Source organism: Thioalkalivibrio sp. HL-Eb18, from assembly GCF_000364985.1.
Taxonomy (GTDB): Bacteria; Pseudomonadota; Gammaproteobacteria; order Ectothiorhodospirales; family Ectothiorhodospiraceae; genus Thioalkalivibrio.
Genome location: NZ_KB822966.1, coordinates 59,869 through 85,000, shown reverse-complemented (window position 1 = coordinate 85,000; position 25,132 = coordinate 59,869). Strand labels below are relative to the sequence as shown.

The 25,132-nt window shown below is 67.5% G+C and carries 28 protein-coding genes (1 of these 28 cut by a window edge); 19 read left to right on the top strand and 9 right to left on the bottom strand.

What is annotated here, in order from left to right; genetic code table 11:
* Positions 1 to 880: the 3' portion of an anhydro-N-acetylmuramic acid kinase gene (locus F813_RS0106985; RefSeq protein WP_012981817.1), read on the top strand. Its footprint begins 251 nt before the window's first position; the window shows 880 of its 1,131 coding nt (coding positions 252-1,131); its start codon lies off the left edge, out of view; the stop codon is at positions 878 to 880.
* A 65-nt stretch (positions 881 to 945) separates the two neighbouring features.
* Here the strand turns inward: F813_RS0106985 and erpA are convergent, their stop codons facing one another.
* The 4 genes from erpA to argC all read right to left on the bottom strand — a co-directional run bounded on the left by erpA (position 946) and on the right by argC (position 3,702).
* Positions 946 to 1,326 (bottom strand): iron-sulfur cluster insertion protein ErpA, encoded by a 381-nt coding sequence (erpA, locus tag F813_RS0106980; protein ID WP_012981816.1) that lies wholly within the window; start codon positions 1,324 to 1,326, stop codon positions 946 to 948.
* A gap of 115 nt (positions 1,327 to 1,441) precedes the next feature.
* Positions 1,442 to 1,876 (bottom strand): polymer-forming cytoskeletal protein, encoded by a 435-nt coding sequence (locus F813_RS0106975; RefSeq protein WP_012981815.1) that lies wholly within the window; start codon positions 1,874 to 1,876, stop codon positions 1,442 to 1,444.
* Positions 1,873 to 2,634 (bottom strand): DUF6776 family protein, encoded by a 762-nt coding sequence (locus tag F813_RS0106970; RefSeq protein ID WP_051048351.1) that lies wholly within the window; start codon positions 2,632 to 2,634, stop codon positions 1,873 to 1,875. The genes F813_RS0106975 and F813_RS0106970 overlap by 4 nt, the downstream gene beginning before the upstream one ends.
* 12 nt (positions 2,635 to 2,646) lie before the next feature.
* Complete coding sequence (argC, locus tag F813_RS0106965; RefSeq protein WP_012981813.1) at positions 2,647 to 3,702, bottom strand: N-acetyl-gamma-glutamyl-phosphate reductase; 1,056 nt, start codon at positions 3,700 to 3,702, stop codon at positions 2,647 to 2,649.
* Positions 3,703 to 3,804: 102 nt separating this feature from the next.
* Here argC and F813_RS0106960 point away from each other — a divergent pair, with 102 nt between their 5' ends.
* Positions 3,805 to 4,320: a peroxiredoxin gene (locus tag F813_RS0106960; RefSeq protein WP_012981812.1), complete on the top strand. Its 516-nt coding sequence runs from the start codon at positions 3,805 to 3,807 to the stop codon at positions 4,318 to 4,320.
* A gap of 62 nt (positions 4,321 to 4,382) precedes the next feature.
* Complete coding sequence (locus tag F813_RS0106955) at positions 4,383 to 4,901, top strand: CopD family protein (RefSeq protein WP_012981811.1); 519 nt, start codon at positions 4,383 to 4,385, stop codon at positions 4,899 to 4,901.
* A gap of 10 nt (positions 4,902 to 4,911) precedes the next feature.
* On the opposite strand, the gene ptsP is transcribed toward F813_RS0106955, so the two are convergent.
* Positions 4,912 to 7,179, bottom strand: coding sequence for a phosphoenolpyruvate--protein phosphotransferase (ptsP, locus tag F813_RS0106950; protein WP_012981810.1), 2,268 nt, complete (start codon positions 7,177 to 7,179; stop codon positions 4,912 to 4,914).
* 20 nt (positions 7,180 to 7,199) lie between these two features.
* On the bottom strand, positions 7,200 to 7,766 hold the full coding sequence (locus F813_RS0106945; protein ID WP_012981809.1) for an RNA pyrophosphohydrolase: 567 nt from the start codon (positions 7,764 to 7,766) through the stop codon (positions 7,200 to 7,202).
* Between the two features lie 194 nt (positions 7,767 to 7,960).
* Here F813_RS0106945 and F813_RS0106940 point away from each other — a divergent pair, with 194 nt between their 5' ends.
* A complete protein-coding gene (locus tag F813_RS0106940) occupies positions 7,961 to 8,647 on the top strand; it encodes an HAD family phosphatase (RefSeq protein ID WP_012981808.1) in 687 nt (228 codons plus the stop codon).
* Here the strand turns inward: F813_RS0106940 and F813_RS0106935 are convergent.
* Positions 8,640 to 9,086 (bottom strand): hypothetical protein, encoded by a 447-nt coding sequence (locus tag F813_RS0106935; RefSeq protein WP_012981807.1) that lies wholly within the window; start codon positions 9,084 to 9,086, stop codon positions 8,640 to 8,642. The two genes, F813_RS0106940 and F813_RS0106935, sit on opposite strands and share 8 nt — an antisense overlap.
* Before the next feature lie 83 nt (positions 9,087 to 9,169).
* Here F813_RS0106935 and thiD point away from each other — a divergent pair, with 83 nt between their 5' ends.
* The 4 genes from thiD to F813_RS0106915 all read left to right on the top strand — a co-directional run bounded on the left by thiD (position 9,170) and on the right by F813_RS0106915 (position 13,292).
* Positions 9,170 to 9,958, top strand: a complete 789-nt coding sequence (gene thiD, locus F813_RS0106930; RefSeq protein ID WP_012981806.1) for a bifunctional hydroxymethylpyrimidine kinase/phosphomethylpyrimidine kinase — start codon at positions 9,170 to 9,172, stop codon at positions 9,956 to 9,958.
* Entirely contained in the window at positions 9,948 to 10,592 is a 645-nt protein-coding gene (thiE, locus tag F813_RS0106925) for a thiamine phosphate synthase (RefSeq protein ID WP_026148178.1), read from the top strand. Before thiD ends, thiE begins: the two co-directional genes overlap by 11 nt.
* Before the next feature lie 234 nt (positions 10,593 to 10,826).
* The gene (hemL, locus tag F813_RS0106920) at positions 10,827 to 12,104 is read left to right on the top strand and encodes a glutamate-1-semialdehyde 2,1-aminomutase (protein ID WP_017926023.1); all 1,278 of its coding nucleotides are present in this window, start codon (positions 10,827 to 10,829) and stop codon (positions 12,102 to 12,104) included.
* Positions 12,105 to 12,476: 372 nt separating this feature from the next.
* Entirely contained in the window at positions 12,477 to 13,292 is an 816-nt protein-coding gene (locus F813_RS0106915) for a sulfite exporter TauE/SafE family protein (RefSeq protein ID WP_038060038.1), read from the top strand.
* Positions 13,293 to 13,652: 360 nt separating this feature from the next.
* Here the strand turns inward: F813_RS0106915 and F813_RS0106910 are convergent, their stop codons facing one another.
* Both F813_RS0106910 and F813_RS0106905 read right to left on the bottom strand, forming a co-directional pair.
* Entirely contained in the window at positions 13,653 to 14,570 is a 918-nt protein-coding gene (locus tag F813_RS0106910) for an NAD-dependent epimerase/dehydratase family protein (RefSeq protein WP_017926022.1), read from the bottom strand.
* A 6-nt stretch (positions 14,571 to 14,576) separates the two neighbouring features.
* A complete protein-coding gene (locus F813_RS0106905; protein ID WP_012981801.1) occupies positions 14,577 to 15,674 on the bottom strand; it encodes an LLM class flavin-dependent oxidoreductase in 1,098 nt (365 codons plus the stop codon).
* A gap of 75 nt (positions 15,675 to 15,749) precedes the next feature.
* Between F813_RS0106905 and F813_RS0106900 the strand changes: the two genes are divergently transcribed.
* The 11 genes from F813_RS0106900 to hisC all read left to right on the top strand — a co-directional run bounded on the left by F813_RS0106900 (position 15,750) and on the right by hisC (position 25,118).
* Positions 15,750 to 16,391, top strand: a complete 642-nt coding sequence (locus F813_RS0106900; RefSeq protein ID WP_012981800.1) for a hypothetical protein — start codon at positions 15,750 to 15,752, stop codon at positions 16,389 to 16,391.
* 81 nt (positions 16,392 to 16,472) lie between these two features.
* Positions 16,473 to 17,306: an ABC transporter ATP-binding protein gene (locus tag F813_RS0106895; RefSeq protein ID WP_012981799.1), complete on the top strand. Its 834-nt coding sequence runs from the start codon at positions 16,473 to 16,475 to the stop codon at positions 17,304 to 17,306.
* Complete coding sequence (gene mlaE, locus F813_RS0106890) at positions 17,299 to 18,081, top strand: lipid asymmetry maintenance ABC transporter permease subunit MlaE (RefSeq protein ID WP_012981798.1); 783 nt, start codon at positions 17,299 to 17,301, stop codon at positions 18,079 to 18,081. Before F813_RS0106895 ends, mlaE begins: the two co-directional genes overlap by 8 nt.
* A 32-nt stretch (positions 18,082 to 18,113) precedes the next feature.
* A complete protein-coding gene (gene mlaD, locus F813_RS0106885) occupies positions 18,114 to 18,572 on the top strand; it encodes an outer membrane lipid asymmetry maintenance protein MlaD (RefSeq protein WP_017926020.1) in 459 nt (152 codons plus the stop codon).
* 21 nt (positions 18,573 to 18,593) lie between these two features.
* Complete coding sequence (locus tag F813_RS0106880; RefSeq protein WP_017926019.1) at positions 18,594 to 19,262, top strand: phospholipid-binding protein MlaC; 669 nt, start codon at positions 18,594 to 18,596, stop codon at positions 19,260 to 19,262.
* Positions 19,255 to 19,581, top strand: a complete 327-nt coding sequence (locus F813_RS0106875) for a lipid asymmetry maintenance protein MlaB (RefSeq protein WP_012981795.1) — start codon at positions 19,255 to 19,257, stop codon at positions 19,579 to 19,581. The genes F813_RS0106880 and F813_RS0106875 overlap by 8 nt, the downstream gene beginning before the upstream one ends.
* Positions 19,582 to 19,682: 101 nt before the next feature.
* The gene (gene murA / locus F813_RS0106870) at positions 19,683 to 20,942 is read left to right on the top strand and encodes a UDP-N-acetylglucosamine 1-carboxyvinyltransferase (protein ID WP_017926018.1); all 1,260 of its coding nucleotides are present in this window, start codon (positions 19,683 to 19,685) and stop codon (positions 20,940 to 20,942) included.
* Positions 20,943 to 20,976: 34 nt separating this feature from the next.
* Complete coding sequence (hisG, locus tag F813_RS0106865; RefSeq protein ID WP_017926017.1) at positions 20,977 to 21,627, top strand: ATP phosphoribosyltransferase; 651 nt, start codon at positions 20,977 to 20,979, stop codon at positions 21,625 to 21,627.
* A 10-nt stretch (positions 21,628 to 21,637) separates the two neighbouring features.
* Positions 21,638 to 22,705 (top strand): 3-deoxy-7-phosphoheptulonate synthase, encoded by a 1,068-nt coding sequence (locus F813_RS0106860; RefSeq protein WP_017926016.1) that lies wholly within the window; start codon positions 21,638 to 21,640, stop codon positions 22,703 to 22,705.
* Between the two features lie 14 nt (positions 22,706 to 22,719).
* Complete coding sequence (hisD, locus tag F813_RS0106855; RefSeq protein WP_012981791.1) at positions 22,720 to 24,024, top strand: histidinol dehydrogenase; 1,305 nt, start codon at positions 22,720 to 22,722, stop codon at positions 24,022 to 24,024.
* Positions 24,021 to 25,118, top strand: a complete 1,098-nt coding sequence (hisC, locus tag F813_RS0106850) for a histidinol-phosphate transaminase (RefSeq protein WP_012981790.1) — start codon at positions 24,021 to 24,023, stop codon at positions 25,116 to 25,118. Before hisD ends, hisC begins: the two co-directional genes overlap by 4 nt.
* Positions 25,119 to 25,132: the final 14 nt, after the last annotated feature.

The following is a 25,132-nucleotide window of genomic DNA, read 5'->3' as shown; positions in this document are numbered from 1 at the left end:
CGGCCTGAAGGCCCAGGACATCCTGGCCATCGGCTCACACGGGCAAACGGTCCACCATGCGCCCGGCGCCGACCCCGCGTTCACCTGGCAGATTGGCGACCCATTTCGAATCGCCGAAGCCACCGGCATCGACGTAATCGCGCACTTTCGCCAACGCGACCTCGCGGCGGGTGGCGAGGGGGCTCCGCTGGCCTGCGCGTTCCATGCCGCCTGGCTGGGCCACGCGTCCGAGACACGCGCGATCCTGAACCTCGGGGGGATCGCCAATCTGACCTGGCTGGAGCCGGGCCAGCCGGTACGCGGATGCGACAGCGGACCTGCCAACACCCTGCTGGACGGCTGGGCCCGGCGGCACCTGGGCCAGCCCTATGATGCCGATGGCTCCTGGGCGCGCACGGGACACGTCGACCGGTCACTGCTCGAACAACTCCTAGCGGACCCGTACTTTCAGCGCCCCGCCCCCAAGAGCACGGGGCCCGAGCATTTCTCGCCCCACTGGCTGCGCCAGGTTGGTGGCGAACGGATCGATCGCCTGAACACAGAGGACGTTCAGGCCACCCTGGTCGAACTTACGGTGGAGGGCGTGCGGCTGACGCTCGAATCCCTGCGCACAACCGCACCCGATCGGGTCATCGTCTGTGGCGGAGGCGCCCACAACGGCTACCTGATGGAACGGCTGCAAAGCCAGCTGGCCGGCAGCACCGTCGAGACCTCCGAACGCCACGGGATACCCCCTCAGCAGGTGGAGGGCGCCGCCTTTGCCTGGCTGGCGTATCGCCACCTGCAACAAGAGGCCGGCAATCTGCCGGAGGTCACAGGTGCCCGTGGGCCACGCATCCTCGGCTGCCGGATCCCCGGACGCGCACCTGAATCCACATAAAGACACGCACAAAAAAGCCCGACCGAAACGGCCGGGCCCTGACAATGCGATAACAGCCCTGGATGTCAGACCGAGAAGCTGGACCCACAACCGCAGGTAGTCGTCGCGTTCGGATTGCGAATCACGAACTGCGCGCCTTCCAGGCCCTCGGTGTAGTCAATCTCGGCACCCACGAGATACTGGAAGCTCATCGGATCGATCAAGAGAGTCACCCCGCCGTTCTCGACCACGGTATCGCCGTCGCCAACCGTCTCGTCGAAGGTGAACCCGTACTGGAAGCCGGAGCAGCCACCACCACTAACGAAAACCCTCAGTTTGAGGTTCTCGTTGTTCTCCTCCTCGATCAGCCCCTTCACCTTGCTCGCAGCGGCATCGGTGAAGATCAGCGGATTCGGGATCTCCATGTCCATTTCTGCCTCGGTATTGGACGTCATGGCTTCGGACATTGGGTGCCTCCTGTAAGAATCATTTTCATTCACGCTACGGAATACTGACCGTCAGCGTCAAGAATACCCCACGAATGATGCTGGGCACCCCGGGAAGAACAGGAAGACGCTGCCCTCAGGAAACCGCGGTCTGCGGTTCGCTTTCCTCCACGGGAGGCTCCTCGAGTTCACCCTGCAGCGGCTCTTCCATGCGCTCGAGCTGGCCGTCGATACTCGCGCCCTCGGTGATCTGCAGACTCTTGTAGTACAGATGACCGTGCAGCCGTGCGGTCGCGCCGAGTTCGACGTACTCGCTCATATGCATATCACCGCGCACTTCGCCGTTCACGACCAGGTGCGGCACCATCACCTGCCCTTCGACGACGCCCTGGGGGGCAACCATCAGCACGGCGGAGGGATCGCTTGGCGCACGGATACTGCCGACCACGCGGCCCTCGACATACAAGCCCCCGCTGAACTCCAGCTCGCCGCGCACCACGGCGTTCTCCCCAATCATGGTGTCGACCCGGCGCGTCCGTTTGCTGCCGCGCCCCTTCTTGCGTCCGATCATGCCCCTTCTCCCGCCATGCGGCCCCACTCTCCGCGCTTCATGACTGCGTCGGGGCCATCGTCTTCATCGGGCTCCACCCTAACGGCTACCGCTTCCGGGGTGAAACCCTCCGGCAATACGACCCGCACGCGCACGTTGCGCAGCAACCGGAAACCCTCGATTGTACGTTCCTGCTCCACGCCCAGGTCATCGTGATCGAGGGTTGTATCCTCGTCGTCCCCCTCGAAACGCCCGGTAATCTCTACCGACCAGCGCACATCCAGCGACCGGTTCAGGCCCGGCCGGTAGATCTGAAACACGACATCCCAGACCCCGGACTGGCCTGTCGCCTGCAGCGCCAGGTCACGCAAACCCAGATTCGAGTCATCATTGTTTTCCGCCAGTCGCTCGTAGAACGCCACTTCGTCGCGCAACCGTGCGAGTTCGGTCTCCTGGCGCTCGACATCGTCGCGATAGGCATCGACCTCGGTCTCCAGCAGCGACAGCCGCCGCAGCGCACGCTGCTGCTCGGCCTCTGCCTGCTGGCGCGCTTCGACCTCGCGCTGCAGTTCGTCCGTCAGGGCATCAATGCGTACCTGGGGGTCAATCACGCCCTCGTCCGGCCAATGCATCCACAGCCAACCACCGATCCCGACCACCAGCAGAAAAGGCGCCAGCAACAATACGCCCAGCCCCCAGCGCCGCCGACGCTGCCGCACCGGCCGTGGCGGCGGGATCCGGGGACGGCGCCGTGGCACCGGTGTCGGGAGCCTGGACATGAAGCAACCGAGTTAGGGGAAGACCGCCAGCTCGCGCAACCCCTCGTCCTCCGGGCAGCCGAACATGAGGTTCATGTTCTGCACGGCCTGCCCGGCCGCCCCCTTGACCAGGTTGTCGATCACCGACAGCACCACCAGTCGATCGGAGTGCGGGGGCTGCGCCACCGCGATCCGGCAGCGGTTGGTGCCCCGCACACTGGCCGTCTCGGGATGCGAGCCGGGCGGCAGGACGTCGACGAACGGCTCGTCGGCGTAGCGTTGCTCGAAGCAGGCCTGCCAGTCGGTCTCGGCCCGTCGCGGCCGCAGATAGAGAGTTGCATGGATGCCGCGTGTCATCGGCACCAGATGCGGCTGGAAGATCAGCCCGACCTCGCCGCCGGCCACGCCGCTCAGGGTCTGGTGAATCTCCGGCCAGTGCCGGTGCCCGCCGGCCGCGTAGGCACGGAAGTTCTCCTGCACCTCGGCAAACAGGCCGCCGATCTGCGCCTTGCGTCCGGCGCCGCTGACACCACTTTTGGCGTCGGCGATTACATCGGCCGGGTCGATCAGGCCCTGTTCCAGCAGCGGCAGGACGCCAAGGGTCACCGCCGTCGGATAGCAGCCGGGGACCGCGATCAGCCGCGCCGACCGGATGCGCTCGCGATGGATCTCCGGCAGGCCGTACACCGCCTCGTCCAGATATTCCGGCGCCCCGTGCGCCTGGCCATACCAGCGCGCCCACAGCTCCGGGTCGCGTATGCGAAAGTCAGCGGAAAGGTCGATCACCCGGACCCCGCGCTCCAGCAACGCACCGGCCATCGCGTGCGCCACGCCATGCGGGGTGGCAAAGAACACCACATCGCACTCGCCCAGCACGTCCGGGTCCGGCTCGCGAAAGACCGCGTCCACGGCCCCGCGCAGACTGGGGAACAGATCGGCGACCGCGGTCCCCGCCTCGCCGCGCGAGGTCACCACCGCCAGTTCCGCCGAAGGGTGCCGGGCCAGCAGGCGCAGCAACTCCACGCCGGTGTACCCGGTCGCACCGACAACCCCGATGCGGATAGGTTTGCTATTGGTTGTTGCTGTCATGCTGCGGCATGATACCGGCTTACCACATGGCACGGAACGAAGGCCCACTCAGGCCAGTCGAAACCGGCGAATAATTCGAACCCAACGGGAACCCCTGTATCCATGAGCAGCTTTCGTATCGACCGCAAGGCCATCATTGGCGGCATCTTCATCCTGGCCCTGATCGGGGTTGCCCTGGCGATCTGGCTGACCGATGACGGCATGCGCCCGGCGCCCGACTTTACCGCCACAACCCTCGATGGCGAGGAGGTCTCGTTGTCGGACTACGAGGGGCGCCCGGTGATGATCTCCTTCTGGGCCACCAACTGCCCGTCCTGCGTGCGCGAGATCCCGAAGCTGATCCACCTGCACGAGACCTATGCCGAGAAAGGCTTCGAGCTGCTGGCGGTCGCCGTCTCCTACGACCCGATCAACCGCGTGGAGTCGATGCGCGAGGACCGCGAGATGCCGTACAAGGTGATCCACGACAGCGAAGACGGCATGTCACAGGCCTTCGGCGGGGTTCGCCTGACCCCGACCACCTTCGTGATCTCGCCCGGCGGCCGCATCGTCTACCAGAAGCTGGGCGACCCGGATTTCGAACAGATCGAACGTCACCTGCAGCGCTGGCTGTCCTGAACGAACCCGGCCTCTCGTACGCGAGCGGCACGCCACCCGACATCTGAAAGGAGAGCCCGCGCATGGAAGCCTACAACTGGTTGGTCAGCCTGCACGTGATCTTCATGGTCACCTGGTTCGCCGGGCTGTTCTATCTGCCAAGGCTGTTCGTCTATCACGCGATGACCGACGACGCCCTGGGTCACGAGCGCTTCAAGATCATGGAGCGCAAGCTGTTCTACGGGATCATGACCCCCGGCGGGGTGCTGACCATCGCATTTGGCGGGGCCATGCTGGCCCTGATTCCGGGGTATCTGGACGAGCCCTGGATGCACTTCAAGCTGACGCTGGTGGCGCTGCTGGTGATTTACCACATCTGGTGCGGCTGGATCGTGCGCGACTTCCGGGATGATCTGAACCGTCGCGAACACACCTGGTTTCGCTGGTTCAACGAGTTTCCGGTGCCGATCCTGGTCGGGGTGGTGGTACTGGTGATCAACCGTTCCATCGAGGATGCGCTGATCGCGATCGGGGTCGTGCTGGCCATCTTTGTGCTGGCCGCACTGATCGGCTGGTGGAAGCGCCGGCGCGAGGCCGCCTGACGCAATCGAATCAGTTCTTGCCCGCGCGCACCAGTCCGCCGAGACCGGCCTGCACCAGGGCATTGTTCAGCAGCGAGCGAATCTGCTCCGCGTTCTCCAGCATGCGGCACTGGGCCAGCAGCGCCTCGGCGCGATCCGTGGAGAAGCTGCGGATCACCCATTTCACTCGCGGGATCGCGGACACGCTGACGCTGAGGCTGTCGATCCCCATGCCCAGCAGCAGGATCACCGCGGCCGGGTCGGCCGCCATCTCGCCGCAGACACTGACCGGCTTGCCCGCCCGGTGCGCCCCGTCGGTGATGAGCTCCAGCGCCCGGATGCAGGCCGGATGCAGGGTGTCGTAAAGATTGGCGACGCGCGCGTTGTTGCGATCCACCGCCAACAGGTACTGCACCAGGTCATTGGTACCCACGGACAGGAAGTCCACCCGCCGTGCCAGCGTCTCCGCCAGATAAACCGCCGCCGGGACCTCGATCATGACCCCGACCTTGGGCATCGGGATCATGAACCCCTCGTCCAGCAACTCCTCGCGGGCGCGGTTGAGCAGTGTCATCGCCCCCTTCAGCTCGTCCAGCGCCGAGATCATCGGGAACAGGATCTGCAGGTTGTCGTGCGCACAGCTGGCCTTGAGCATCGCGCGCAGCTGGGTCAGGAAGATCTCCGGGTGGTCCAGCGAGATGCGGATGCCACGCCAGCCCAGGAACGGGTTGTCCTCCTTGACCGGAAAATACGGCAGCGCCTTGTCGCCGCCGATATCCAGCGTGCGCAGGGTGACCGGCATCGGGTCGAACGACGCCAGCACCTGCTCGTAGAGCTGGACCTGCTCCTCCTCCCCGGGGAAGCGGTCGCGGATCATGAACGGGACCTCGGTGCGATAAAGCCCCACGCCCTCGGCCCCGGATTCCAGCGACGGCTTGATATCGGCCAGCAGCCCGGAGTTGGCCAGCACCGGGACCGCCACACCGTCGCGGGTAGCCGCCGGGTCCTTGGCCAGGGCGCGCAGATCCTCGGCCAGCTCGCGCTCCTCGCGCACCAGGCGCTCAAACTCGGTGCGCAACTCCGCATTGGGGTTCACGAACAACCGGCCACGATAACCATCGACCAGGATCTCGCGGTTCTCCAGGCGGCCCACCGGCAGCTCCGAGACCCCCATCACCGCCGGGATGTTGAGCGCCCGCGCCAGGATCGCGATGTGCGAGGAACCCGTACCCTTGGCCGAGACCATCGCCCCCAGGCGTTCGATCGGCACCTCGGCCAGGTGCGATGCGGTCAGATCATCACCGACCAGGATGCCACCGTCCGGGAATTCCTCCTGGCTGCGCTCGGCCGGGAGCAGGTGCGACAGCACCCGCCGGCCCAGGTCCCGCACGTCGGCCGCGCGTTCGCGCAGGTACGGGTCCTCCATGTCGTCGAACACGCGCACGCTCTCGCGCACGGTGTCGCGCAGGGCGGACGGGGCCCACTGGCCGTTGCGAATCCGCGCCTCGGTCTTGTGGACCAGCGAGTCCGAACCCAGCAGCATCAGATAGGCGTCGAACAGCACCTGCTCGTCCGCGCCGAGGGCCTCGCCCATGCGCTGCTTGAGATCCTCGATCTCGGTGCGCGTCTCGGCCACCGCCTTGGCAAAACGCTCGAGTTCCTCGTCAACCCCAACCCCCTCGCGATCCGGGATGGAGTCGAGATCCGCCAGCCGATAGGCGACCACCGCCCGGCCGATCGCGACCCCGGGCGACCCGGCGATGCCGGTCGCCTCGACATTGACGTGACCGATCAGCGGGGTCTCGGAGGAGATCTCGTCGTTGAATTCCGCGTAGGCGATCGCGCCGGCCAGCTGCGCGGCCAGGGTAATCAGAAATGAGACGTGCTCGTCATCGAACTTGCGCGCCTGGTGCTGCTGCACGACCAGCACTCCCAGCAGGTTGCGCTGGTGGATGATCGGCACCCCGAGAAAGGCCAGGAAGTGCTCCTCGCCGGTCTCCGGGAAGTAACGAAAGCGCGGGTGATCCTGGGCACTGTCCAGGTTGACCGGCTCGGCGCGCGAGGCGACCAGACCCACCAGACCCTCAGAGGGGTCCATCTCGACATGTCCGATGGATTCCTCACGCAGACCCTCCGATGCCATCAGCACCAGGCGCCCCGACTGCGGCGACTTCAGGTAGATCGAGCAGACATCGATATCCAGCGCGGCCTTCACGCGGGTCACGATGATGTGCAGCGCTTCGAAGAAATCGGCAGCGCCATTCACCTCCTGCACCACGCGGCGCAGGACCTCCAGCATCGAGGGGGGATTCGGGTTCGTCAACGTGGAGACACCGGGGAGACCTGTGACGGGGCCTGATCACTGGCATCGCGTCCGTGGGCATTGCGCGGGCGCCGGGCTTCCAGTTCCGGGAACATCAGCGGCACCAGCTCGCACAGCGCACGGCGATAGACCTGACGCTTGAAATGCACGACCTCGCGTGCCGGACGCCAGTAGTCGATCCAGCGCCAGTCGTCGAATTCGGGGGTACCCATCGCATCCAGGATCACGTCGGTCTCGTTGCCCATCATCCGTAACAGGAACCAGCGCTGTTTCTGGCCGATGCAGACTGGGCGACGGTGTCGCCGCACCATGCGCTCCGGCAGGCGGTAGCGCAGCCAGTGCTGGGTATTGCCGAGCACCTCGACATGCTCGGGCAGCAGGCCCGTCTCCTCGCGCAGCTCACGGTACATCGCCTGCTCCGGCGTCTCTTCCGCGCGGATACCGCCCTGGGGAAACTGCCAGGCATCCTGGCCCACGCGTTTGCCCCAGAACAGCTGGCGCTCCCGATTGCACAGGATGATGCCTACGTTGGCTCTATACCCCTCACAATCAATCACTTGCATCAACCAGACGCTTTCTTCACTGATTGCATTGTTCCACAGCCCGAGCCCCCGCGGCAAAGATCTTGGGAAACGCTGATGAATGTACACACTCGCGTTGGTACCCCAGGTTTTCCGAGGCATGGCTGCGTGCGGAGTCATGCCCCGGTAAACTCCCGCCGTCTTCCCAGCGCGACCCCTAATCCGCGGAGCGATCCATGAACCTGGCCCTGTTCGACCTCGACAATACCCTGCTCGCCGGCGACAGCGATCACGCCTGGAACCAGTTCCTGGCCGAGGTGGGTGCCGTGCACCCGACCTGTCACGCCGAGACCAATGACCGCTTCTATCAGGAGTATGTCGCAGGGACCCTCGACATCCACGAGTTCTGCCGCTTCGCGTTCAGCCCGCTGGCCGAGCACCCGCGCGCGCAACTGGAACAATGGCGGGAGCAGTTCATCGAGACGCTGATCCGGCCGATGATCGCTCCGGGCGCCCAGCATCTGCTGGCCCGGCACCGGGAGGCCGGTGACGAGCTGGTGATCATCACCGCGACCAACCAGTTCGTAACCCAGCCGATCGCGGAGATCCTCGACGTGGATCACCTGATCGCCACCCTCGCGGAAGAGCGCGAGGACGGGGAGTTCACCGGTGAACTGACGGGCGTGCCCTGCTTCCAGGAAGGCAAGATCGAGCGCCTGCGCCAGTACCTCGCGGATCACCCGGACCCCGAGGGCACCATCACGCAGGCCAGCTTCTACAGCGACTCGCGCAACGACATCCCGCTGCTGGAGCAGGTCGGCCGCCCGGTGGCCGTGGATCCCGACCCGACCCTGGCCGCGCACGCCCGGGAGCGTGGCTGGCCGGTGATCTCGCTGCGCGAGCCCGAAGGCTCGGTCAGCTGAACAGACCGGCCATCTGCTCCAGCCGCTGACCGGCCGGGGTATCCCCCTTGCCGGCGGCCACGACCGCATCGCGGTAGCCCGTCACGAGCTCCGGCACCACGGCCGTCACCTGCTTGCGCCGCAGACGCCCGGCGCCGGTGACCGGCCAGGTCGCGCGGAAGTCGCAATTGTCCAGCGCGTCGCAGACCCAGAGACTCCACTCGTGCCGCGTCACGTCGATCTCGTGCTGGCGGATCACCAGGCGATAGACATGCTCGGCATTCATGTCCGCCATGCCCACCCCGGGGCCCACGTGCTCCACCTGCAGCTCGGCAGCGATATGGTTGATCTCCTGCTCCAGCGCGGCCAGGGCCTGGTCGACCTCCGCATTCAGCGTACCGCCGGCCTTGGCGGCGGCGACCAGGGGACGGATGGACTCGACTTCGAACTCGTGGCTCATGCTGCGTACACTCCCGGGATTCGGAACAGGAACGCCCCGGGGGTGCCGGGGCGCGCGCAACCTTAGCACGGGAGCCCCCATTCATGAATCATCCCCCGATCGCGCTGACCATTGCCGGCTCCGACCCCGGCGGCGGTGCCGGTCTGCAGGCCGACCTGACCACCTTCACCCGCCTCGGCGTGCACGGGGCCACGGCCGTCACCGCGATTACCGTGCAGGACACCCGCAACGTAGTGGACTTCACCGTACTCCCGCCGGAGCAGCTGCGCGCCCAGATCGAGGTCACCCTGGCCGATCTCGAGGTGGCGGCGATCAAGATCAGCATGCTCGGCTCGGTGGAGAATGTGACCGTTATCTCCGCGCTGCTGGGCGCGCACCCGCACATCCCGGTGGTACTGGACCCGGTGATGGTCGCCGGCGGCGGCGGCGCGCTGGCGACCGAGGCGGTCGTCGACGCCACGCGCGAGGCCCTGCTGCCGCGGGCCACGCTGATCACCCCGAACGGACCCGAGGCCGCGCGCCTGGCCCGCAGCGAGGACCCCGCGCAGTGGGGCCACCAGCTGCGCCAGCTGGGCGCGCGCAACGTCCTGGTCACCGGCGGGCACGAGGGCACCGAACAGGACCCGATCATCAATCGCCTCTACCGCGAGGACGACCACGTGCGCCCGTTCGAGCTGCCGCGCCACCCGGCCGGCTTCCACGGCTCCGGCTGCACCCTGGCCGCGGCGATCGCCGCCTTCCTTGCCCGCGGCCGTGACATCGAGCCAGCCGTAATCGAGGCCCAGGCCTTCATGAACGATGCGATCGCCCGCGGCTATGCCCCCGGCCGCGGCCAGCACATCCCCAACCGCCTGTGCCCGCATGACGACTGACAGCCGAGCGCCCCTGCGCGGGCTCTACTTCATCACCCCCGCGGTGCCGGAGAGCGTGGACCCGCGCGCCACCCACCTCGCCCATGCCGAGGCCGCGCTGCGCGGCGGCGCCAGCCTGATCCAGTTCCGCGACAAGGAGTTGCAAGGAGACGCGCGCGAGGCGATCGTCCGCGAGCTGGTCGCCCTCGCCCACGCGCACGGTGCGCGCTGCATCATCAACGACGACACCGAGCTGGCCGCGCGCATCCAGGCCGACGGCGTGCATCTGGGCCGCGACGACCCGGACCCGGCCGCGGCGCGCACGCTCCTGGGACCCGACGCGGTCATCGGGGTCTCCTGCTACAACGAACTGGCACGCGCCGAAGCCGCCGCCCGGGCCGGCGCCAGCTATGTCGCCTTCGGCACCATGTTCGCCTCCCCGACCAAACCGGAGGCCGCCTTTGCCGGACCGGAGCTGATCCGTCAGGCGCGCGCGGCCCTGGACCTGCCGATCTGCGCCATCGGCGGCATCACCCCGGACAACGCCGCCGAGGTGGTCGCGGCCGGGGCGGATCTGGTCGCCGTGATCCAGGGCATCAGCGCCGCGCCCGACCCGGAGGCCGCCGCCCGGCGCATCAGCGCACTGTTCGACTGAACAGCATTTAAACAGGCGCTGAATAAAGCCATCCTGGCTTTCTCAGCGCACGCTGCGCTGCAAACGCGGTTTGCAGCTTGCCTCGGAATCAACCACCTGCCGAGGTCGATTCCGGCGGCACTTCCATGTGCCGCAGGGAAACGCCGATCAATCAGCGTTTCCCTTTGCACCGCCCGGCGGCCGCCGCTATGGTTGCCGGGCCTACCGATTCCATTGAACTACAGGGACACCGTCATGCAGGAAACCGAGCGTCTGTTCGAGGCCGCCAAGCAGCACATCCCCGGGGGCGTGAACTCCCCGGTCCGCGCGTTCAAGGGCGTGGGCGGCACCCCGATCTTCATGGACCGCGCCAACGGGGCCTACATGTGGGACGCCGACGGCCAGCGCTATATCGACTACATCGGGTCCTGGGGCCCGATGGTGGCCGGCCACGCCCACCCCGAGGTGATCGACGCGGTGCGCGAGGCCTGCAACAACGGCCTGTCCTTCGGCTGCCCGACGCGGCTGGAAAACGACATGGCCGCGAAGGTCTGCGAACTGGTGCCGTCGATGGGCCTGGTGCGCATGACCAACTCGGGCTCCGAGGCCACGATGAGCGCAATCCGGCTGGCGCGCGGCTACACCGGGCGCGACCGCATCGTGAAGTTCGAGGGCAACTACCATGGCCATGGCGACTCGCTGCTGGTGAAGGCCGGCTCCGGCGCCCTGACCCTCGGCCAGCCGAGCTCCCCGGGCGTACCCAAGGAACTGGCCGCCCTGACCAGCACCCTGACCTACAACGACCCCGATGGCGTGCGCGCCTTCTTCGCCGAGAAGGGTGACGAGGTCGCCTGCATCATCGTCGAGCCCATCGCCGGCAACATGAACTGCATCCCGCCGGAACCGGGCTTCCTCGAGACGCTGCGCGAGGTTTGCGACCAGCACGGCGCGGTACTGATCTTCGACGAAGTAATGACCGGCTTCCGCGTCTCGAAGAACTGCGCCCAGGGCTATCTCGGCGTGACCCCGGACCTGACCACGCTGGGCAAGATCATCGGCGGCGGCATGCCGGTGGGGGCCTTCGGTGGCAAGCGCGCCATCATGGAACACCTATCGCCGCTGGGCCCGGTCTACCAGGCCGGCACCCTGTCCGGAAACCCGATCGCGATGACCGCCGGGCTCAAGACCCTGGAGATCCTGTCCCGTCCGGGCTTCCACGACGAACTGGAGCAGCGCACCAAGAAGGTCGTCGCGGGCTTCGAGGACGCCGCGCGCGAGGCCGGGGTCGCCCTGACCACCAACCAGGTGCCGGGCATGTTCGGCCTGTTCTTCTCGGACCAGAAGGTCACCGACTTCGCCGGCGCCACCGCCTGCGACACCGCCGCCTTCGGCCGCTTCTTCCACGCGATGCTGGGCGAGGGCATCTATCTGGCCCCCAGCGCCTTCGAGGCCGGCTTCATGTCCAACGCCCACTCCGACGCGGACCTCGACGCCACCATCGAAGCCGCCCGCAAGTGCTTCAAGGCGCTCTGAGCGCCTGCCCCGATTCGCCGGGCCGGCCCGTTCCATGCCCGCCGGCCCGGACCTTCCCTGACACGCCGACCCTCGCGACCAACGGATGCTCGAGACCCTGACCCAGTCGCCGCTAGGGGAGCACTGATCAATGTACACACTCGCGCTCGAGTCGCTTTTCCGTGCGAACAAGGCACGGCGACTGCCGTGCAGTCACTCTGCACAAGGGAGCCGCAACGCCGTGCGCGCGCCCGTTTTTGATAACAACGGGCGGCCGAGCCCCTTGGGGTTGGTACCCCAGGTTCCCCGATCCTGCGTTGCGCCGCTTGCGGGTAGAACCACTACCCACTGCGCGACGCGCCTTGTCTCGGAAAACCTGGGGTACCAACGCGAGTGTGTACATTGATCAGTGCTCCCCTAGGCCTGGGGCTGCTGTTCGTGCTCCTGGGCCTGGTCGCCGGCATCCCGGCCGGCATGTTCGGCATCGGCGGCGGGTTGATCCTGGTGCCGGTGTTCGTCGCGATCTTCAGCCTGCTGGCCTTCGACGCGGCCAGCCTGGTGCAGCTCGCGGTCGGCTCCTCGCTGGGCGCGATCATCCCCACCGCGATCCTCTCGGCCCGCGCCCATCACCGCCGGGGCGGGGTGGACGGCACGGCCGTGCGCCGGCTGCTGCCGGGGATCATCTTCGGGGCCCTGCTCGGGGCCTGGCTGGCCACGCGTATCGACTCCGACCACCTGGGGCGCATCTTCGGCGCCTTCGAGGTCGCGATCGGGATCTGGATGCTGCTGAACGTTCAGCCGCCGAAAGCGCCCGTGCCGAGGCGCAGCGTCTGGCTGGGCGGCGGCACCGTGATCGGGGCGGTCTCCTCGCTGATCGGCATCGGCGGCGGCACGCTGACCACCCCGTTCCTGGTCAGCCAGGGCCTGGAGCTGCGCCGGGCGATCGGCTCGGCGGCGGCCCTTGGCGTGCCGATCGCCATCGGCGCGAGCCTGGTGTTCGCCCTGCCACAGTGGACCGATCCGGCCTACCAGGCGCCGGAATGGGCCCTCGGCTATCTCTACCTCCCGGCCATCCTCGGCGTCGTGATCGGAACGGCCATCAGCGTACGCGCGGGCGTCTGGCTGACCCATCACCTGCCGGTGGGCGTCCTCCGCCGCGGCTTCGCCGGCGTGCTGATCCTCGCCGGCATCCTGATGCTCATCCGCTAGCACTTGCCCTAGCCGGAGCCGTCATCTGGCTTTTGCGGTGACTCCGGGCCGCCGCCTGCCTTGTTCTGGCTGGTCCCGGTTCGTCGTTGGGTGTTTACGGTGGCTTCGTCCGGCCGCCTGCCGTGCGCTGACTCGCCAGCGCGCCGCGAGGTACTTTCTTGCTTGCCCAAGAAAGCACCCAAAGAAGGGCACCCGGATTTCGCCCGGGCGTGTTTCTTGGTTACTTCTTTGCACGAACAAAGAAGCCCGTTTTTGATCAACAACGGGCGGGGTGCGCTGCCGAGACAGCGCTCGGCAGTATGCGGACCGAAGGCACGTAAACACCGGCGACAAACCAGGCCTAGCCTGAGAACGACGGAGCTACCGGCGCAGGCGCTCCAGGCACTCGGAGGTGGAGACCCGGGGTCTCCAGCCGAGGTGCTCGCGGGCGCGCGAGCAGTCCATCTGGAGGGCGCCGTCGAGGCCCTGGACCCATCCGGGATCGCCGGCATGGCGGGTGAGCCGCCAGGCCAGCGGGTGCAGCGCGCGGATCATGCCCTGAGGCACCGGGATACCCCAGCGGCGTCCGTGCAGCGCCATCCGGCGCAGGGACCAGACGGGCTCGGCCCCGAGGTTGAAGATGCCCTCCGCCTGGCGCGCGACTGCTCGCGCCACGGCGTCCGCCGCATCCTCCTCCCACAGGATCTGCACCGGCACCTCGGCCCCGGCCGGATAAGCCCGGCTGCGGGCGACCTGTCGCAGCAGCGGATGGGCATGCGGCCCCACGACGGCCGGGGGCCGGAGGATGCAGGTCGTCACAGCGGGATACTGCGCGGCGACCGCCAGCAGGGCCTGCTCGGTGGCGACCTTGTCCTCGGCGTACGGAAAGCGCGGCCGCGCCGGGCTGCGCTCGGTCAGCGGGCGCGGCGAATCCGGCCACGGACCATAGACCGCGGCACTGGAGAGAAAGACGATCTGGCGCACACCGGCCGCGGCGGCTGCCTGAAAGACGTGGCGGCTCAGCTCGACATTCTGCGCACGCACCCAGTCGCGGTCGCGGCGCCGGCGCCCGCCCTGCCCGCCCATCAACTGAAAGGCGAGGTGGATCAGGCTGTCATGCCCGGCCAGGTGTTCCGCACCGAGATCCGCGAGATCGGATTGCAAGGGGGTCGTGCGCGCGGCGGCAACTACCGGGCGGCGGTCAATTGCGGTGACCGCCTGGATCCCCTCGGCGGCGGCCAGAGCCGGAATGAGCACCTGCCCGAGGCGCCCGGCGGCGCCGGTCACGGCGACCCGCATGGGCGGCTATCCAGCCGTGCCGGTGGCGCCCGGGGCGCGCTCGGCAAAGGCCGGCATGACCTCCTCGGCAAAGCAGTCCATGGACTCCAGGGCGAGTTCGTGGGGCACGGCCCCGGCGCCAAAGGCCAGCAGGACCTGGTCGACCCCCGCCTCGCGCAGCCCCTCGATGCGTTCGCGACACTCGGCGGGCGTGCCGACCAGCGTCATGCCCAGCATGTCGAGGATCTTGAGGTTGATCCCGGCCTTGACCAGGTGGCGGAAGCGGCCGAGCGAGCGGTAGTAGTCGTAGCCCTCGATCAGGCGCTCCAGCACCGGCAGGGTCTGCTGGAACATGTGGCGGTAGAACCACTCAAACGCCGGCTTGGCCTCGCGCCGGGCACGCTTGCCGTCCGGAAGACACAGCACCCCGAGGGTCATCCCGACGCGCGGCGGGTGGGCGATATCGGTGCGCGAGGCGTCCCAGGACTCGTGGTACAAACGGATGTCCTCGCGGATCATCTGCCAGGGTTTGAAGGGCCCGGCCAGCGCCCCGATGCCCTGCTCGGCCGCCCAGGTGAAGGACTCCGGGCTGACCGCGGCGGTCCAGATCGGCGGGTGCGGGTCCTGTACCGGGCGCGGCATCACGGGCACGTCGTCCAGGTGATGGAACGGGCCGTCCTGGGTGATGCGGCCGGTGGCAAAGGCCTGGCGCAGCGCATCCAGCCCGGCATCGACCCGCGCACGCGATTCGCTCATCTCGGCGCCGAATGTGGCATATTCGCGCGGCGAAAAGCCGCGCCCGATACCCAGGTCCAGGCGCCCGCCGGAGAGCTGGTCGAGCATGCCGACGCGTTGCGCCACGCGTAGCGGGTGGTGGTACGGAAGCGGGACCACGCCGAGGCCCAGACGCAGGCGTTCAGTACGCTGGCTGGCCGCGGCCAGGACCAGATCCGGGGCGGTGCTGTGGGAGAATTCCGGCATCAGATGGTGTTCCACCAGCCAGGCGGTGCCGTAGCCGAGACGATCGGCCCGCTCCCACAGGGCCAGGGTCCGGTCGATCACCTCGGTTTCGGAGGTCTGCAGAAAATCCGGGACCGAGAGTTCATGAAAGAGGTCGAAGCGCATGGCGCCAACTGTGCCGCGCGCGCGTTGGGGATACAAGCAAACCCGTCAGACTCCAGTTGAACGAGGGAAACGCGGATGTCGAAGGATCAACAAGCGCTGGAGCTTCAGGCTGCCGGGGTCGCGGGCCCCGGTGACCCCTGGTGGGAGACCTTTTTCCCGGACGACCTCCCGGCCGACTGGCAGCTGGAGTACTACACCCACTATCACAGCCGTCTGTTGCTGCCCGCCACTGCCTGGGCGGCATCGGTTGAAGGCCCGTTCGGGCCCTGGGCCGAGGCGGTCCCCGCCAAGCTGCAGCTGACACTGGATTGGCCCGGGGGTCTTCCGCCGGAGGCGGGTGTGGCTGCCCTGGCCCGAATCGAGAACGAGCTGGGCGGCACGCTGCAGGGTGTGGCCCTCGGTGTCATGGGTGCCGAGGATGCCGCCGCCGTGGAGGCGGCACTCAAGGGTGGCCACGTGAAAACCGCCTTGCGGGCCGGACCCGCCGAGGTTCACCAACTGCCGGGCACCCGCGAGGCCCTGTGGTATCCGGGCCAAGACGGCACCGGCCTGTGGCAGATCGAACCGGAGACGGATCTGGACCCGATGGGTTGGCGCGCCCTGGTGGAGACCCTGATCGCGGCCGGCGGCCAAGGCCCGACGCCCGTGTTCCTGAGGGCGCGACCGGATCGACTTTCCGAGTTTCGCACGATCGCCCAGTTGCTGGGGGTGGGATGAACTCCACCCAAACCGGTTTGACCGGGCACCCTTCCCGCGCCAGACTCCCGAGTCCCATTGGCCGTACGGCAAGAGGTGCCCGTGGCTGAGCCGGTCGCCGAAGACAGCCCGCATATCGTCATCGAGAACCTGCGCTTCCGGCGCGGGCGCAAGGTGGTCTTCGAGGACCTGTCCATGCGCATCCCGCGCGGGCAGGTGACCACGGTCATGGGCCCCAGTGGCAGCGGCAAGACGACTCTGCTGCGCCTGATCGGTGGTCAGCTGCGCCCGGACGGCGGCCGTATCTGGGTCGACGGCCAGGAGGTCGCACGGCTCTCGACCCGACGCCTGTACGCCCTGCGCAAGCGCATGGGCATGCTGTTCCAGAGCGGGGCCCTGCTGACCGATCTCTCGGTGTTCGAGAATGTCGCCTTCCCGCTGCGCGAGCACACCGAACTCCCCGAGGACGTGCTGCGCACCCTGGTGCTGCTGAAGCTCGAGGCGGTGGGTCTGCGTTCCGCGCGCGACCTGGACCCGGCCTCGCTGTCCGGAGGCATGGCGCGGCGCGTGGCGCTGGCGCGCGCGATCGCGCTGGATCCGGACCTGATCATGTACGACGAACCCTTTACCGGCCTGGACCCGATCACCATGGGCCAGATCGTGACCCTGATCCGGCGCACCAACCAGAGCCTGGGCCTGACCAGCGTACTGGTATCGCACGACGTGACCGAGGCCATGGCCATCTCCGATCACGTAGTACTGATTGCCGATGGCCGGGCGGTGGATGCCGGGGCACCGGACGACCTGCGTGCCCGCGCCTCCGACTGGAGCGCCCAGTTCCTTGAGGGCCGCCCCGATGGCCCGGTGCCGTTTCATTATCCCGGCGACAGCTACCGCGAGGATCTGCTCGGGGTGCGGGAGCGACGCGATGATTGACGCGATTGCCTCGCTGGGCCGCAGCTCCCTGAATGCCCTGGTGGTCTTCGGCCGAGCATTCCTCTTTCTGCTTCAGGTGCTTGCCAGCCTCGACATCGTGATCCGGCGGTTCGGCCTGACGGTGGTGCAGATCTATTCGGTGGGCGTGCGCTCGCTGCTGATCATCATCGTCTCCGGGCTGTTCGTCGGCATGGTGCTGGGCTATCAGGGGTACATCACCCTGGTGAACTTCGGTGCCGCAGAGGCCCTGGGCGGCGTGGTCGCCCTGTCGCTGGTGCGCGAGCTGGGTCCGGTGGTGACCGCGCTGCTGTTCGCCGGCCGCGCGGGCTCCGCTCTAACGGCCGAGCTGGGCCTGATGAAGACGACCGAGCAGCTCTCGGCGATGGAGATGATGGCGGTGAACCCCTATCGCCGCATCTTCGCCCCGCGCTTCGTGGCCGGATTCCTCTCCATGCCGCTGCTGGCCGCGATCTTCAGTGCGGTGGGCGTAATGGGCGGTTACATCGTGGGCGTGGGCATGCTGGGCGTGGACAGCGGCGCGTACTTCTCGCAGATGCAGTCGGTGACCGACTGGAACGAGGACGTACTCTCCGGCGTGATCAAGAGCATTGTGTTCGGCTTCGTGGTGACCTGGATTGCGGTATTCCAGGGCTTCAACGCGATGCCGACCTCCGAGGGCATCTCGCGCGCGACGACCCAGACGGTAGTGGTCTCCTCGCTGGCGGTGCTGGGCCTCGATTTCATCCTGACCGGGCTGATGTTCGGCACGGGCTGACCAACCAGTGTTTTCCTAGGCAGGTGGCAACAATGAAGGTACGTTTCTTCGAACTGGCGGTCGGCGTGTTTGTGCTGCTGGGTGTGGCGGCACTGTTCTACCTGGCGATCCAGGTGAGCAACGTGACCGATTACCACGACCGGGACACCTACACGGTGACGGCCTACTTCGACAACATTGGCGGGCTCAAGACGCGCGCGCCGGTCACGGTCTCGGGTGTGCGCATCGGGCGCGTCGCGGAGATCCGCTATGATCCGGACCAGTTCCGCGCCGAGGTCAAGCTGGCGATCCGCTCCGAGCATGACTACCTGCCCATGGACACGCAGGCCGCGATCCATACGGCGGGGCTCCTGGGCGAGCAGTACATCGCCCTGGAGCCTGGCGGCGACTACGACACCCTGCAGGACGGCGACGAGGTGATGTTCACGCAATCGGCGCTGGTCCTGGAGAACCTGATTGGCCGTTTCATGACCAATATGGGTAGCGACTAAACCCGAACCGGGGACGACACGATGAAGACATTGCGATTCTGGGCGCTGCCGGCGCCGCTCTGGCTGCTCCTGCTGCTGGCCCTCCCGGGTGCCGCGCAGGCGGACAACCCCACCGAGATCATCAAGCAGTCCATCGACGAGGTCTACGAAAAGCTCCGGGCGAACGAGGACCGTGCCCAGGAAGACCCGGATTTCGTGATCGGCGTGATCGAAGACAAGATCCTGCCCGGCGTGGATGTCGAAGGCATGTCCCGGCTGGTGCTGGCCCGGCACTGGCGCGACGCCTCCAGCGAGCAGCGCGAACGCTTTACCGAGGCCTTCAAGAACACGCTGCTGCAGGCCTACGGTGTGCAATTGGCGGACCATCTGGACAAGGACATCCGCGTGATCGAGCGTCGCTCGCGCCAGGATGACCGCATGGCCGTCGTTGCGACCGAGATCGTCATGGGCTCGGGGCAATCGAACCTGCAGGTGAACTACCGCCTGCGGCCGGTGAACGGGGAGTGGAAGGTCTTCGACGTCGAGGCCGAAGGCCTCAGCTTTGTCGGCAACTTCCGCAACCGCTTCAACGAGGAGATCAACCGCAACGGCCTCGACGCGCTGATCGAACGCCTCGAGGACGGCGACCGCGAGCTCGTCGATGACGCGATGGAAGGCATCGCCGACGAGGTCGACAACGGCGATGGCTGACGCCCGCCTGCACGCAACACCGGAGGGGCTCGCTCTCTCCGGCACGCTGACGTTTGCCACGGTTCCGGGCCTCGAGTCCCGCATTCGCGCGCTGCTTGCGGGGCTGCCCGCTCGCACGCGGGTGGATCTCGGGGAGGTGACCCGCATCGACTCGGCGGGTGTGGCGCTGCTGGTCACCCTCTGGCGCCGTGTGCACGAACAGGGTGGAGAGCTGGGTTTCCACTCCATCCCGCAGGGCCTGGTACCCCTCGTTGAACTCTACGACCTGCAATCGGTGATTGCCGATTCGGTTCCCGCAGGGCAGACCGACGCGGCCTGACGCCCGCCCCGCGACCGGAAACGCGCGCGCAGCGGGCAGATTCGTTATCATGGCGTGTTTCGCTGGGCCACGCTGGACCCCGCGACCGACCCGGGCTTTCCATGGACAAGCTGATCATAACCGGAGGCCGCCGCCTGGAGGGGCAGGTCTGGATCTCCGGGGCCAAGAACGCGGTGCTCCCGATCCTGTCCGCCACCTTGCTGGCGGACGGACCGATGACCATTGGCAACGTCCCGCACCTGCAGGACGTGACCACCACCATGGAACTCCTCGGCCGCATGGGCGTAAGCCTCACGGTCAACGAGCGCATGCGCATCGAGGTCGACCCGACCACCCTGACCCAGTGCGTGGCCCCGTATGACCTGGTCAAGACCATGCGCGCCTCCATCCTGGTGCTGGGCCCCCTGCTCGCCCGCTTCGGCGAGGCCGAGGTCTCGCTTCCGGGTGGCTGCGCGATCGGTTCGCGCCCGGTCAACCTGCACCTGCGTGGACTGGAGGCACTGGGTGCGGAGATCGACGTCGAGGGGGGCTACATCCACGCCCGCGCCAAGCGTCTGAAGGGTGCGCGCGTCGTGTTCGACCAGGTCACGGTCACCGGGACCGAGAACCTGCTGATGGCCGCCACTCTGGCCGAAGGCGAGACGCTGATCGAGAACGCCGCACGCGAGCCGGAGGTCGTCGACCTGGCGGATTGCCTGGCGGCCATGGGGGCCAAGATCCAGGGTGCCGGGACCGACACCATCCGCGTGCAGGGTGTCGAGAACCTGCAGGCCTGCGAATACGACGTAATGCCGGACCGCATCGAGACCGGCACCTTCCTGGTCGCGGCGGCGGTGACCCGCGGGCGCGTGCGCTGTCGCAATACCCGCCCGGAGCTGCTGGATGCGGTGCTCGCCAAGCTGGTCGAGGCCGGCGCACGCATCGAGACCGGCCCGGACTGGATCGAACTGGACATGGAAGGACGCCGTCCGAAGGCGGTCAACCTGCGCACCGCGCCCTTCCCGGCCTTCCCCACCGACATGCAGGCCCAGATGATGACCCTGAACACGGTGGCCGAGGGCACCGGGTCGGTGGTGGAAACGGTATTCGAGAACCGCTTCATGCATGCGCTGGAACTGCAGCGCATGGGGGCGGACATCACCATCGAGGGCAACACGGCCATCGTCAAGGGCGTGGAGCAACTGGTGGGTGCCCCGGTGATGGCGACTGACCTGCGCGCCTCGGCCAGCCTGATCATCGCCGGCCTGGTGGCCGAGGGCGAAACCGCGGTCGACCGCATCTACCACATCGATCGCGGCTACGAATGCATCGAGGAAAAACTGAGCCAGATCGGCGCGGGCATCCGCCGCGAGCCCGTCTGATCCGACACAATCGCGAGACGGACCGACACCCGACATGATGGATCCCAACGCCCTGACCATCGCCCTGTCCAAGGGCCGCATCCTCAAGGACACCCTGCCGCTGCTCGCCAGCGCCGGGATCGAACTCCTGGAGGACCCGGACAAGACGCGCAAGCTGATCCTCGACACCAACCGCGAGGATGTGAAAATCGTAGTGGTGCGGGCGACCGACGTCCCCACCTATGTGCAGCACGGCGCCGCATCCATCGGTGTGGCCGGCAAGGACGTGCTGTTGGAGCACGGCGCCGCCGGGCTTTACGAGCCGCTGGACCTGCACATCGCCGAGTGCCGGCTGATGCTGGCCGGCCGCCCGGGACAGCAACCGGACCCACAGCAACGGCTACGCGTCGCCACAAAGTTCGTGAACATCACGCAGAACTACTTCGCCCAGCAGGGCCGCCAGGTGGAGATCATCAAGCTCTACGGCTCGATGGAACTGGCGCCGCTGGTCGATCTGGCCGACTACATCGTGGACCTGGTCGACACCGGCAACACGCTCAAGGCCAATGGCCTGGAGCCGCTGGAACTGATTACCCCCATCAGTTCCCGGTTGATCGTGAACCAGGCAGCCATGAAGATGCGACATAGAACCATTCAAAATCTGATCGAGGGCCTGCGCGAGGCCGTCACGCCCGCGACGACGTAACGAGAGCATCATGACCGCCGATACCGACGACCTGAGAATCCGCGATATCCAGGAGGTGTCCGCCCCGGACACCCTGCGCGAAGAACTGCCCATCACCGACGCGGCCTCCGAGACCGTGTTCGCGGCACGCCAGGCCTGCCACCGCATCCTGCACGGCGAGGACGACCGCATGCAGGTGATCGTCGGGCCCTGCTCGATTCACGACGTGGACGCCGCGCTGGAGTACGCCGAGCGCCTGAAGGGCCTGCGCGACGAACTCTCCGACGCCCTGCACATCGTGATGCGGGTGTACTTCGAGAAGCCGCGTACCACGGTCGGCTGGAAGGGTCTGATCAACGACCCGGACCTGGACGGCAGCTTCCACATCAACAAGGGCCTGCGCGTTGCGCGCGGGCTGCTGCGTGATCTGGCGATCAAGGGCATGCCGGCCGCCACCGAATACCTCGACCTGATCAGCCCGCAGTACATCGCGGACCTGGTCGCCTGGGGCGCGATCGGCGCGCGCACCACCGAGAGCCAGGTGCACCGCGAACTGGCCTCCGGGCTGTCCTGCCCGGTGGGCTTCAAGAACTCCACCGATGGCAGCCTGCGGGTGGCGATCGACGCAATCCGCTCCGCGTCGCGACCGCACCACTTCCTCTCGGTAACCAAGGCCGGGCGCTCGGCGATCTTCTCGACCACCGGCAACGACGACTGCCACATCATCCTGCGCGGCGGCAAGCAGCCGAACTACGATGCCGAGAGCATCGAACAGGCCTGCAAGGAGCTGCGCATGGCCGAGCTGCCGGAACAGGTGATGGTCGACTGCAGTCATGCCAACAGTCGCAAGGATCCGAAGCGTCAGGTGGACGTGGCCCGCTCGCTGGCCGAACAGATCGCTGGCGGGGATCGCCGCATCATGGGCGCGATGCTCGAGAGCCATCTGGTCGGTGGCCGCCAGGACATCCTGCCCGGCAAGCCGCTGACCTACGGCCAGAGCATCACCGATGCCTGCATGGGCTGGGACGAGACCGAGACCAGCCTGAAACTGCTGGCGGACGCCGTGCGCGCGCGCCGCAAAGCTGCCGTGCCTGCCTAGAGAGGACCCCGACCATGCCCTCCATTGCCCGACTCGATACCCAGCAGCCCGACTTCGATCAGGCCCTGGAGCACCTGCTGTCCTGGGAGTCCGTCGCCGACACCGGCGTACGTGATGCGGTGGACGAGATCCTCGCCGCGGTGCGCACGGAGGGGGACGCGGCCGTTCTGCGCTACACCGCCAAGTTCGATCGCCTCGATCGCAGCGCGGTCGCCGACCTGGAGATCCCGCGGGAGCGCCTGCAGGCCGCGCTGGAATCCATCCCGGCGGAGCAGCGCCAGGCGCTGGAGACCGCCGCCACGCGCATCCGCCAGTACGCCGAACACCAGAAGATGCAGGACTGGGACTTCACCGACGAAGACGGAACGGTGCTCGGCCAGCGCGTAACCGCGCTGGATTCCGTTGGCCTGTATGTGCCCGGCGGCAAAGCGGCCTACCCCTCCTCCGTGCTGATGAACGCGATACCGGCGAAGGTCGCCGGTGTGGAACTGCTGGTAATGGTTGTGCCCGCCCCGGGCGGCGAGCTGAACGATCTGGTGCTGGCCGCCGCCGCGGTGGCGGGCGTCGATCGCGTCTACACCATCGGCGGCGCCCAGGCGGTGGCCGCGCTGGCCTACGGCACCCAGACCATCCCGGCGGTGGACAAGATCGTCGGCCCCGGCAACATTTTCGTCGCGGCGGCCAAGCGCGAGGTGTTCGGCACGGTCGGGATCGACATGATCGCCGGCCCCTCGGAGATCCTGGTGGTCTGTGACGGTGAAACGGACCCGGACTGGATCGCGGCCGACCTGTTCTCGCAGGCCGAACATGACGAACAGGCCCAGTCCATCCTGCTGTCCTGGGACGAGGCCTTTCTCGACCGCGTGGCCGAGGCGATGGACCGCCTGCTGGCCGAAATGCCACGCGCCGAGATCATCCGCACCAGCCTCGACAAGCGCGGGGCACTGGTGAAGGTACGCGACTCCTCCGAGGCCATCGCCGTCGCCAACCGCATCGCCCCGGAACACCTGGAGCTGTCCGTGGCCGACCCGCAGGCCATGCTGGACGCCGGCCTGCGCCACGCCGGCGCGATCTTCATGGGGCGCTACACCTCCGAAGCCCTGGGCGATTACTGCGCCGGGCCCAACCATGTGCTGCCAACCTCGCGCACCGCACGCTTCTCCTCGCCGCTGGGGGTGTACGACTTCCAGAAGCGCTCGAGCATCATCCACTGTTCGGCCGAAGGCGCGGCGAAGCTCGGCCAGACCGCCGCCGCCCTCGCGCACGGCGAGGGGCTTACCGCCCACGCTCGCTCCGCCGAACTGCGCGGCGGGCAATGAGCCTGCCGCACGAAAGCCGCAGCCCGGACGCCCTGATGCGCCCGGAAGTGCTGGCGCAGCCGGCCTATCAGGTGGCCGATGCCACGGGTCTGATCAAGCTGGACGCGATGGAGAACCCGCATCCCTGGCCTGGCGCGCTGGAAAACGCCTGGCTGGACGCCCTGCGCGAGCCGCAACTGAACCGCTACCCGGATGCCGGGGCACGCGAGCTGGAGAAAAAGGTGCGCGCGGCCCACGGCGTGCCCGAAGCGGCCGGACTGCTGTTCGGCAACGGCTCCGACGAGCTGATCCAGATCCTGATTATGGCGGTCGCCGCCTCCGGCCGTCCGGTCCTCGCGCCCGAGCCGACCTTCGTGATGTACGGCGTGCTGGCCCGGGCAATGGGCGTGCCGTTCATCGGCGTCCCGCTGAACCGCGATTTCACCCTGGACCTCGACGCGATGCATGCCGCCCTGTCCGAGCACAACCCGGCGGTCGTCTTCCTGGCCTACCCGAACAACCCGACCGGGACCCTGGACGACGCGGCCGCGGTGCAGGCGATCGTCGAGGCCAACCCCGGCGTCACCGTGGTCGACGAGGCCTATGCCCCGTTCGCCGCCCACAGCTTTCTGCCGGAGGTCGGCCAGCACGACGGACTGATGGTGATGCGCACGGTATCGAAGCTGGGGCTGGCCGGCGCGCGGCTGGGCTATCTTGCCGCCTCCGCGGGCTGGATCGATGCGCTGGACCGGCTGCGCCTGCCGTACAACATCAACACACTGACCCAGCGCTCGGTCGCCTTCGCCCTGGACCACCGCGAGGCACTGGATGATCAGGCACGCGGCATCATCGAGGAACGCGGGCGTTTGTCCGACGCACTCGCGGCAAACGACGGCGTCGAACACGTGTTCCCGAGCCAGGCGAATTTCATCCTCTTTCGAGTGCGCGAGGGACAGGGGCATGCGAGCTTCGCGGCCCTGCGCGACGCCGGGATCCTGATCAAGGATGTCGGGCGGGCCCATCCCCTGCTCGCCGACTGCCTGCGCGTCACCGTCGGCCGCCCCGACGAAAACGACGCATTCCTTGCGGCCCTGCGCAACGCCCTATCCGGCTGAAGCCTGATTCCCGA

What these genes read in the sequence shown, in the direction of transcription:
- erpA (WP_012981816.1), bottom strand. Translation starts at nt 1,326, where the DNA reads ATGTCCGAAGCCATGACGTCCAATACCGAGGCAGAAATGGACATGGAG.
- F813_RS0106975 (WP_012981815.1), bottom strand. Translation starts at nt 1,876, where the DNA reads ATGATCGGACGCAAGAAGGGGCGCGGCAGCAAACGGACGCGCCGGGTC.
- F813_RS0106970 (WP_051048351.1), bottom strand. Translation starts at nt 2,634, where the DNA reads ATGTCCAGGCTCCCGACACCGGTGCCACGGCGCCGTCCCCGGATCCCG.
- argC (WP_012981813.1), bottom strand. Translation starts at nt 3,702, where the DNA reads ATGACAGCAACAACCAATAGCAAACCTATCCGCATCGGGGTTGTCGGT.
- F813_RS0106960 (WP_012981812.1), top strand. Translation starts at nt 3,805, where the DNA reads ATGAGCAGCTTTCGTATCGACCGCAAGGCCATCATTGGCGGCATCTTC.
- F813_RS0106955 (WP_012981811.1), top strand. Translation starts at nt 4,383, where the DNA reads ATGGAAGCCTACAACTGGTTGGTCAGCCTGCACGTGATCTTCATGGTC.
- ptsP (WP_012981810.1), bottom strand. Translation starts at nt 7,179, where the DNA reads ATGCTGGAGGTCCTGCGCCGCGTGGTGCAGGAGGTGAATGGCGCTGCC.
- F813_RS0106945 (WP_012981809.1), bottom strand. Translation starts at nt 7,766, where the DNA reads ATGCAAGTGATTGATTGTGAGGGGTATAGAGCCAACGTAGGCATCATC.
- F813_RS0106940 (WP_012981808.1), top strand. Translation starts at nt 7,961, where the DNA reads ATGAACCTGGCCCTGTTCGACCTCGACAATACCCTGCTCGCCGGCGAC.
- F813_RS0106935 (WP_012981807.1), bottom strand. Translation starts at nt 9,086, where the DNA reads ATGAGCCACGAGTTCGAAGTCGAGTCCATCCGTCCCCTGGTCGCCGCC.
- thiD (WP_012981806.1), top strand. Translation starts at nt 9,170, where the DNA reads ATGAATCATCCCCCGATCGCGCTGACCATTGCCGGCTCCGACCCCGGC.
- thiE (WP_026148178.1), top strand. Translation starts at nt 9,948, where the DNA reads ATGACGACTGACAGCCGAGCGCCCCTGCGCGGGCTCTACTTCATCACC.
- hemL (WP_017926023.1), top strand. Translation starts at nt 10,827, where the DNA reads ATGCAGGAAACCGAGCGTCTGTTCGAGGCCGCCAAGCAGCACATCCCC.
- F813_RS0106910 (WP_017926022.1), bottom strand. Translation starts at nt 14,570, where the DNA reads ATGCGGGTCGCCGTGACCGGCGCCGCCGGGCGCCTCGGGCAGGTGCTC.
- F813_RS0106905 (WP_012981801.1), bottom strand. Translation starts at nt 15,674, where the DNA reads ATGCGCTTCGACCTCTTTCATGAACTCTCGGTCCCGGATTTTCTGCAG.
- F813_RS0106900 (WP_012981800.1), top strand. Translation starts at nt 15,750, where the DNA reads ATGTCGAAGGATCAACAAGCGCTGGAGCTTCAGGCTGCCGGGGTCGCG.
- mlaE (WP_012981798.1), top strand. Translation starts at nt 17,299, where the DNA reads ATGATTGACGCGATTGCCTCGCTGGGCCGCAGCTCCCTGAATGCCCTG.
- mlaD (WP_017926020.1), top strand. Translation starts at nt 18,114, where the DNA reads ATGAAGGTACGTTTCTTCGAACTGGCGGTCGGCGTGTTTGTGCTGCTG.
- F813_RS0106880 (WP_017926019.1), top strand. Translation starts at nt 18,594, where the DNA reads ATGAAGACATTGCGATTCTGGGCGCTGCCGGCGCCGCTCTGGCTGCTC.
- F813_RS0106875 (WP_012981795.1), top strand. Translation starts at nt 19,255, where the DNA reads ATGGCTGACGCCCGCCTGCACGCAACACCGGAGGGGCTCGCTCTCTCC.
- murA (WP_017926018.1), top strand. Translation starts at nt 19,683, where the DNA reads ATGGACAAGCTGATCATAACCGGAGGCCGCCGCCTGGAGGGGCAGGTC.
- hisG (WP_017926017.1), top strand. Translation starts at nt 20,977, where the DNA reads ATGATGGATCCCAACGCCCTGACCATCGCCCTGTCCAAGGGCCGCATC.
- F813_RS0106860 (WP_017926016.1), top strand. Translation starts at nt 21,638, where the DNA reads ATGACCGCCGATACCGACGACCTGAGAATCCGCGATATCCAGGAGGTG.
- hisD (WP_012981791.1), top strand. Translation starts at nt 22,720, where the DNA reads ATGCCCTCCATTGCCCGACTCGATACCCAGCAGCCCGACTTCGATCAG.
- hisC (WP_012981790.1), top strand. Translation starts at nt 24,021, where the DNA reads ATGAGCCTGCCGCACGAAAGCCGCAGCCCGGACGCCCTGATGCGCCCG.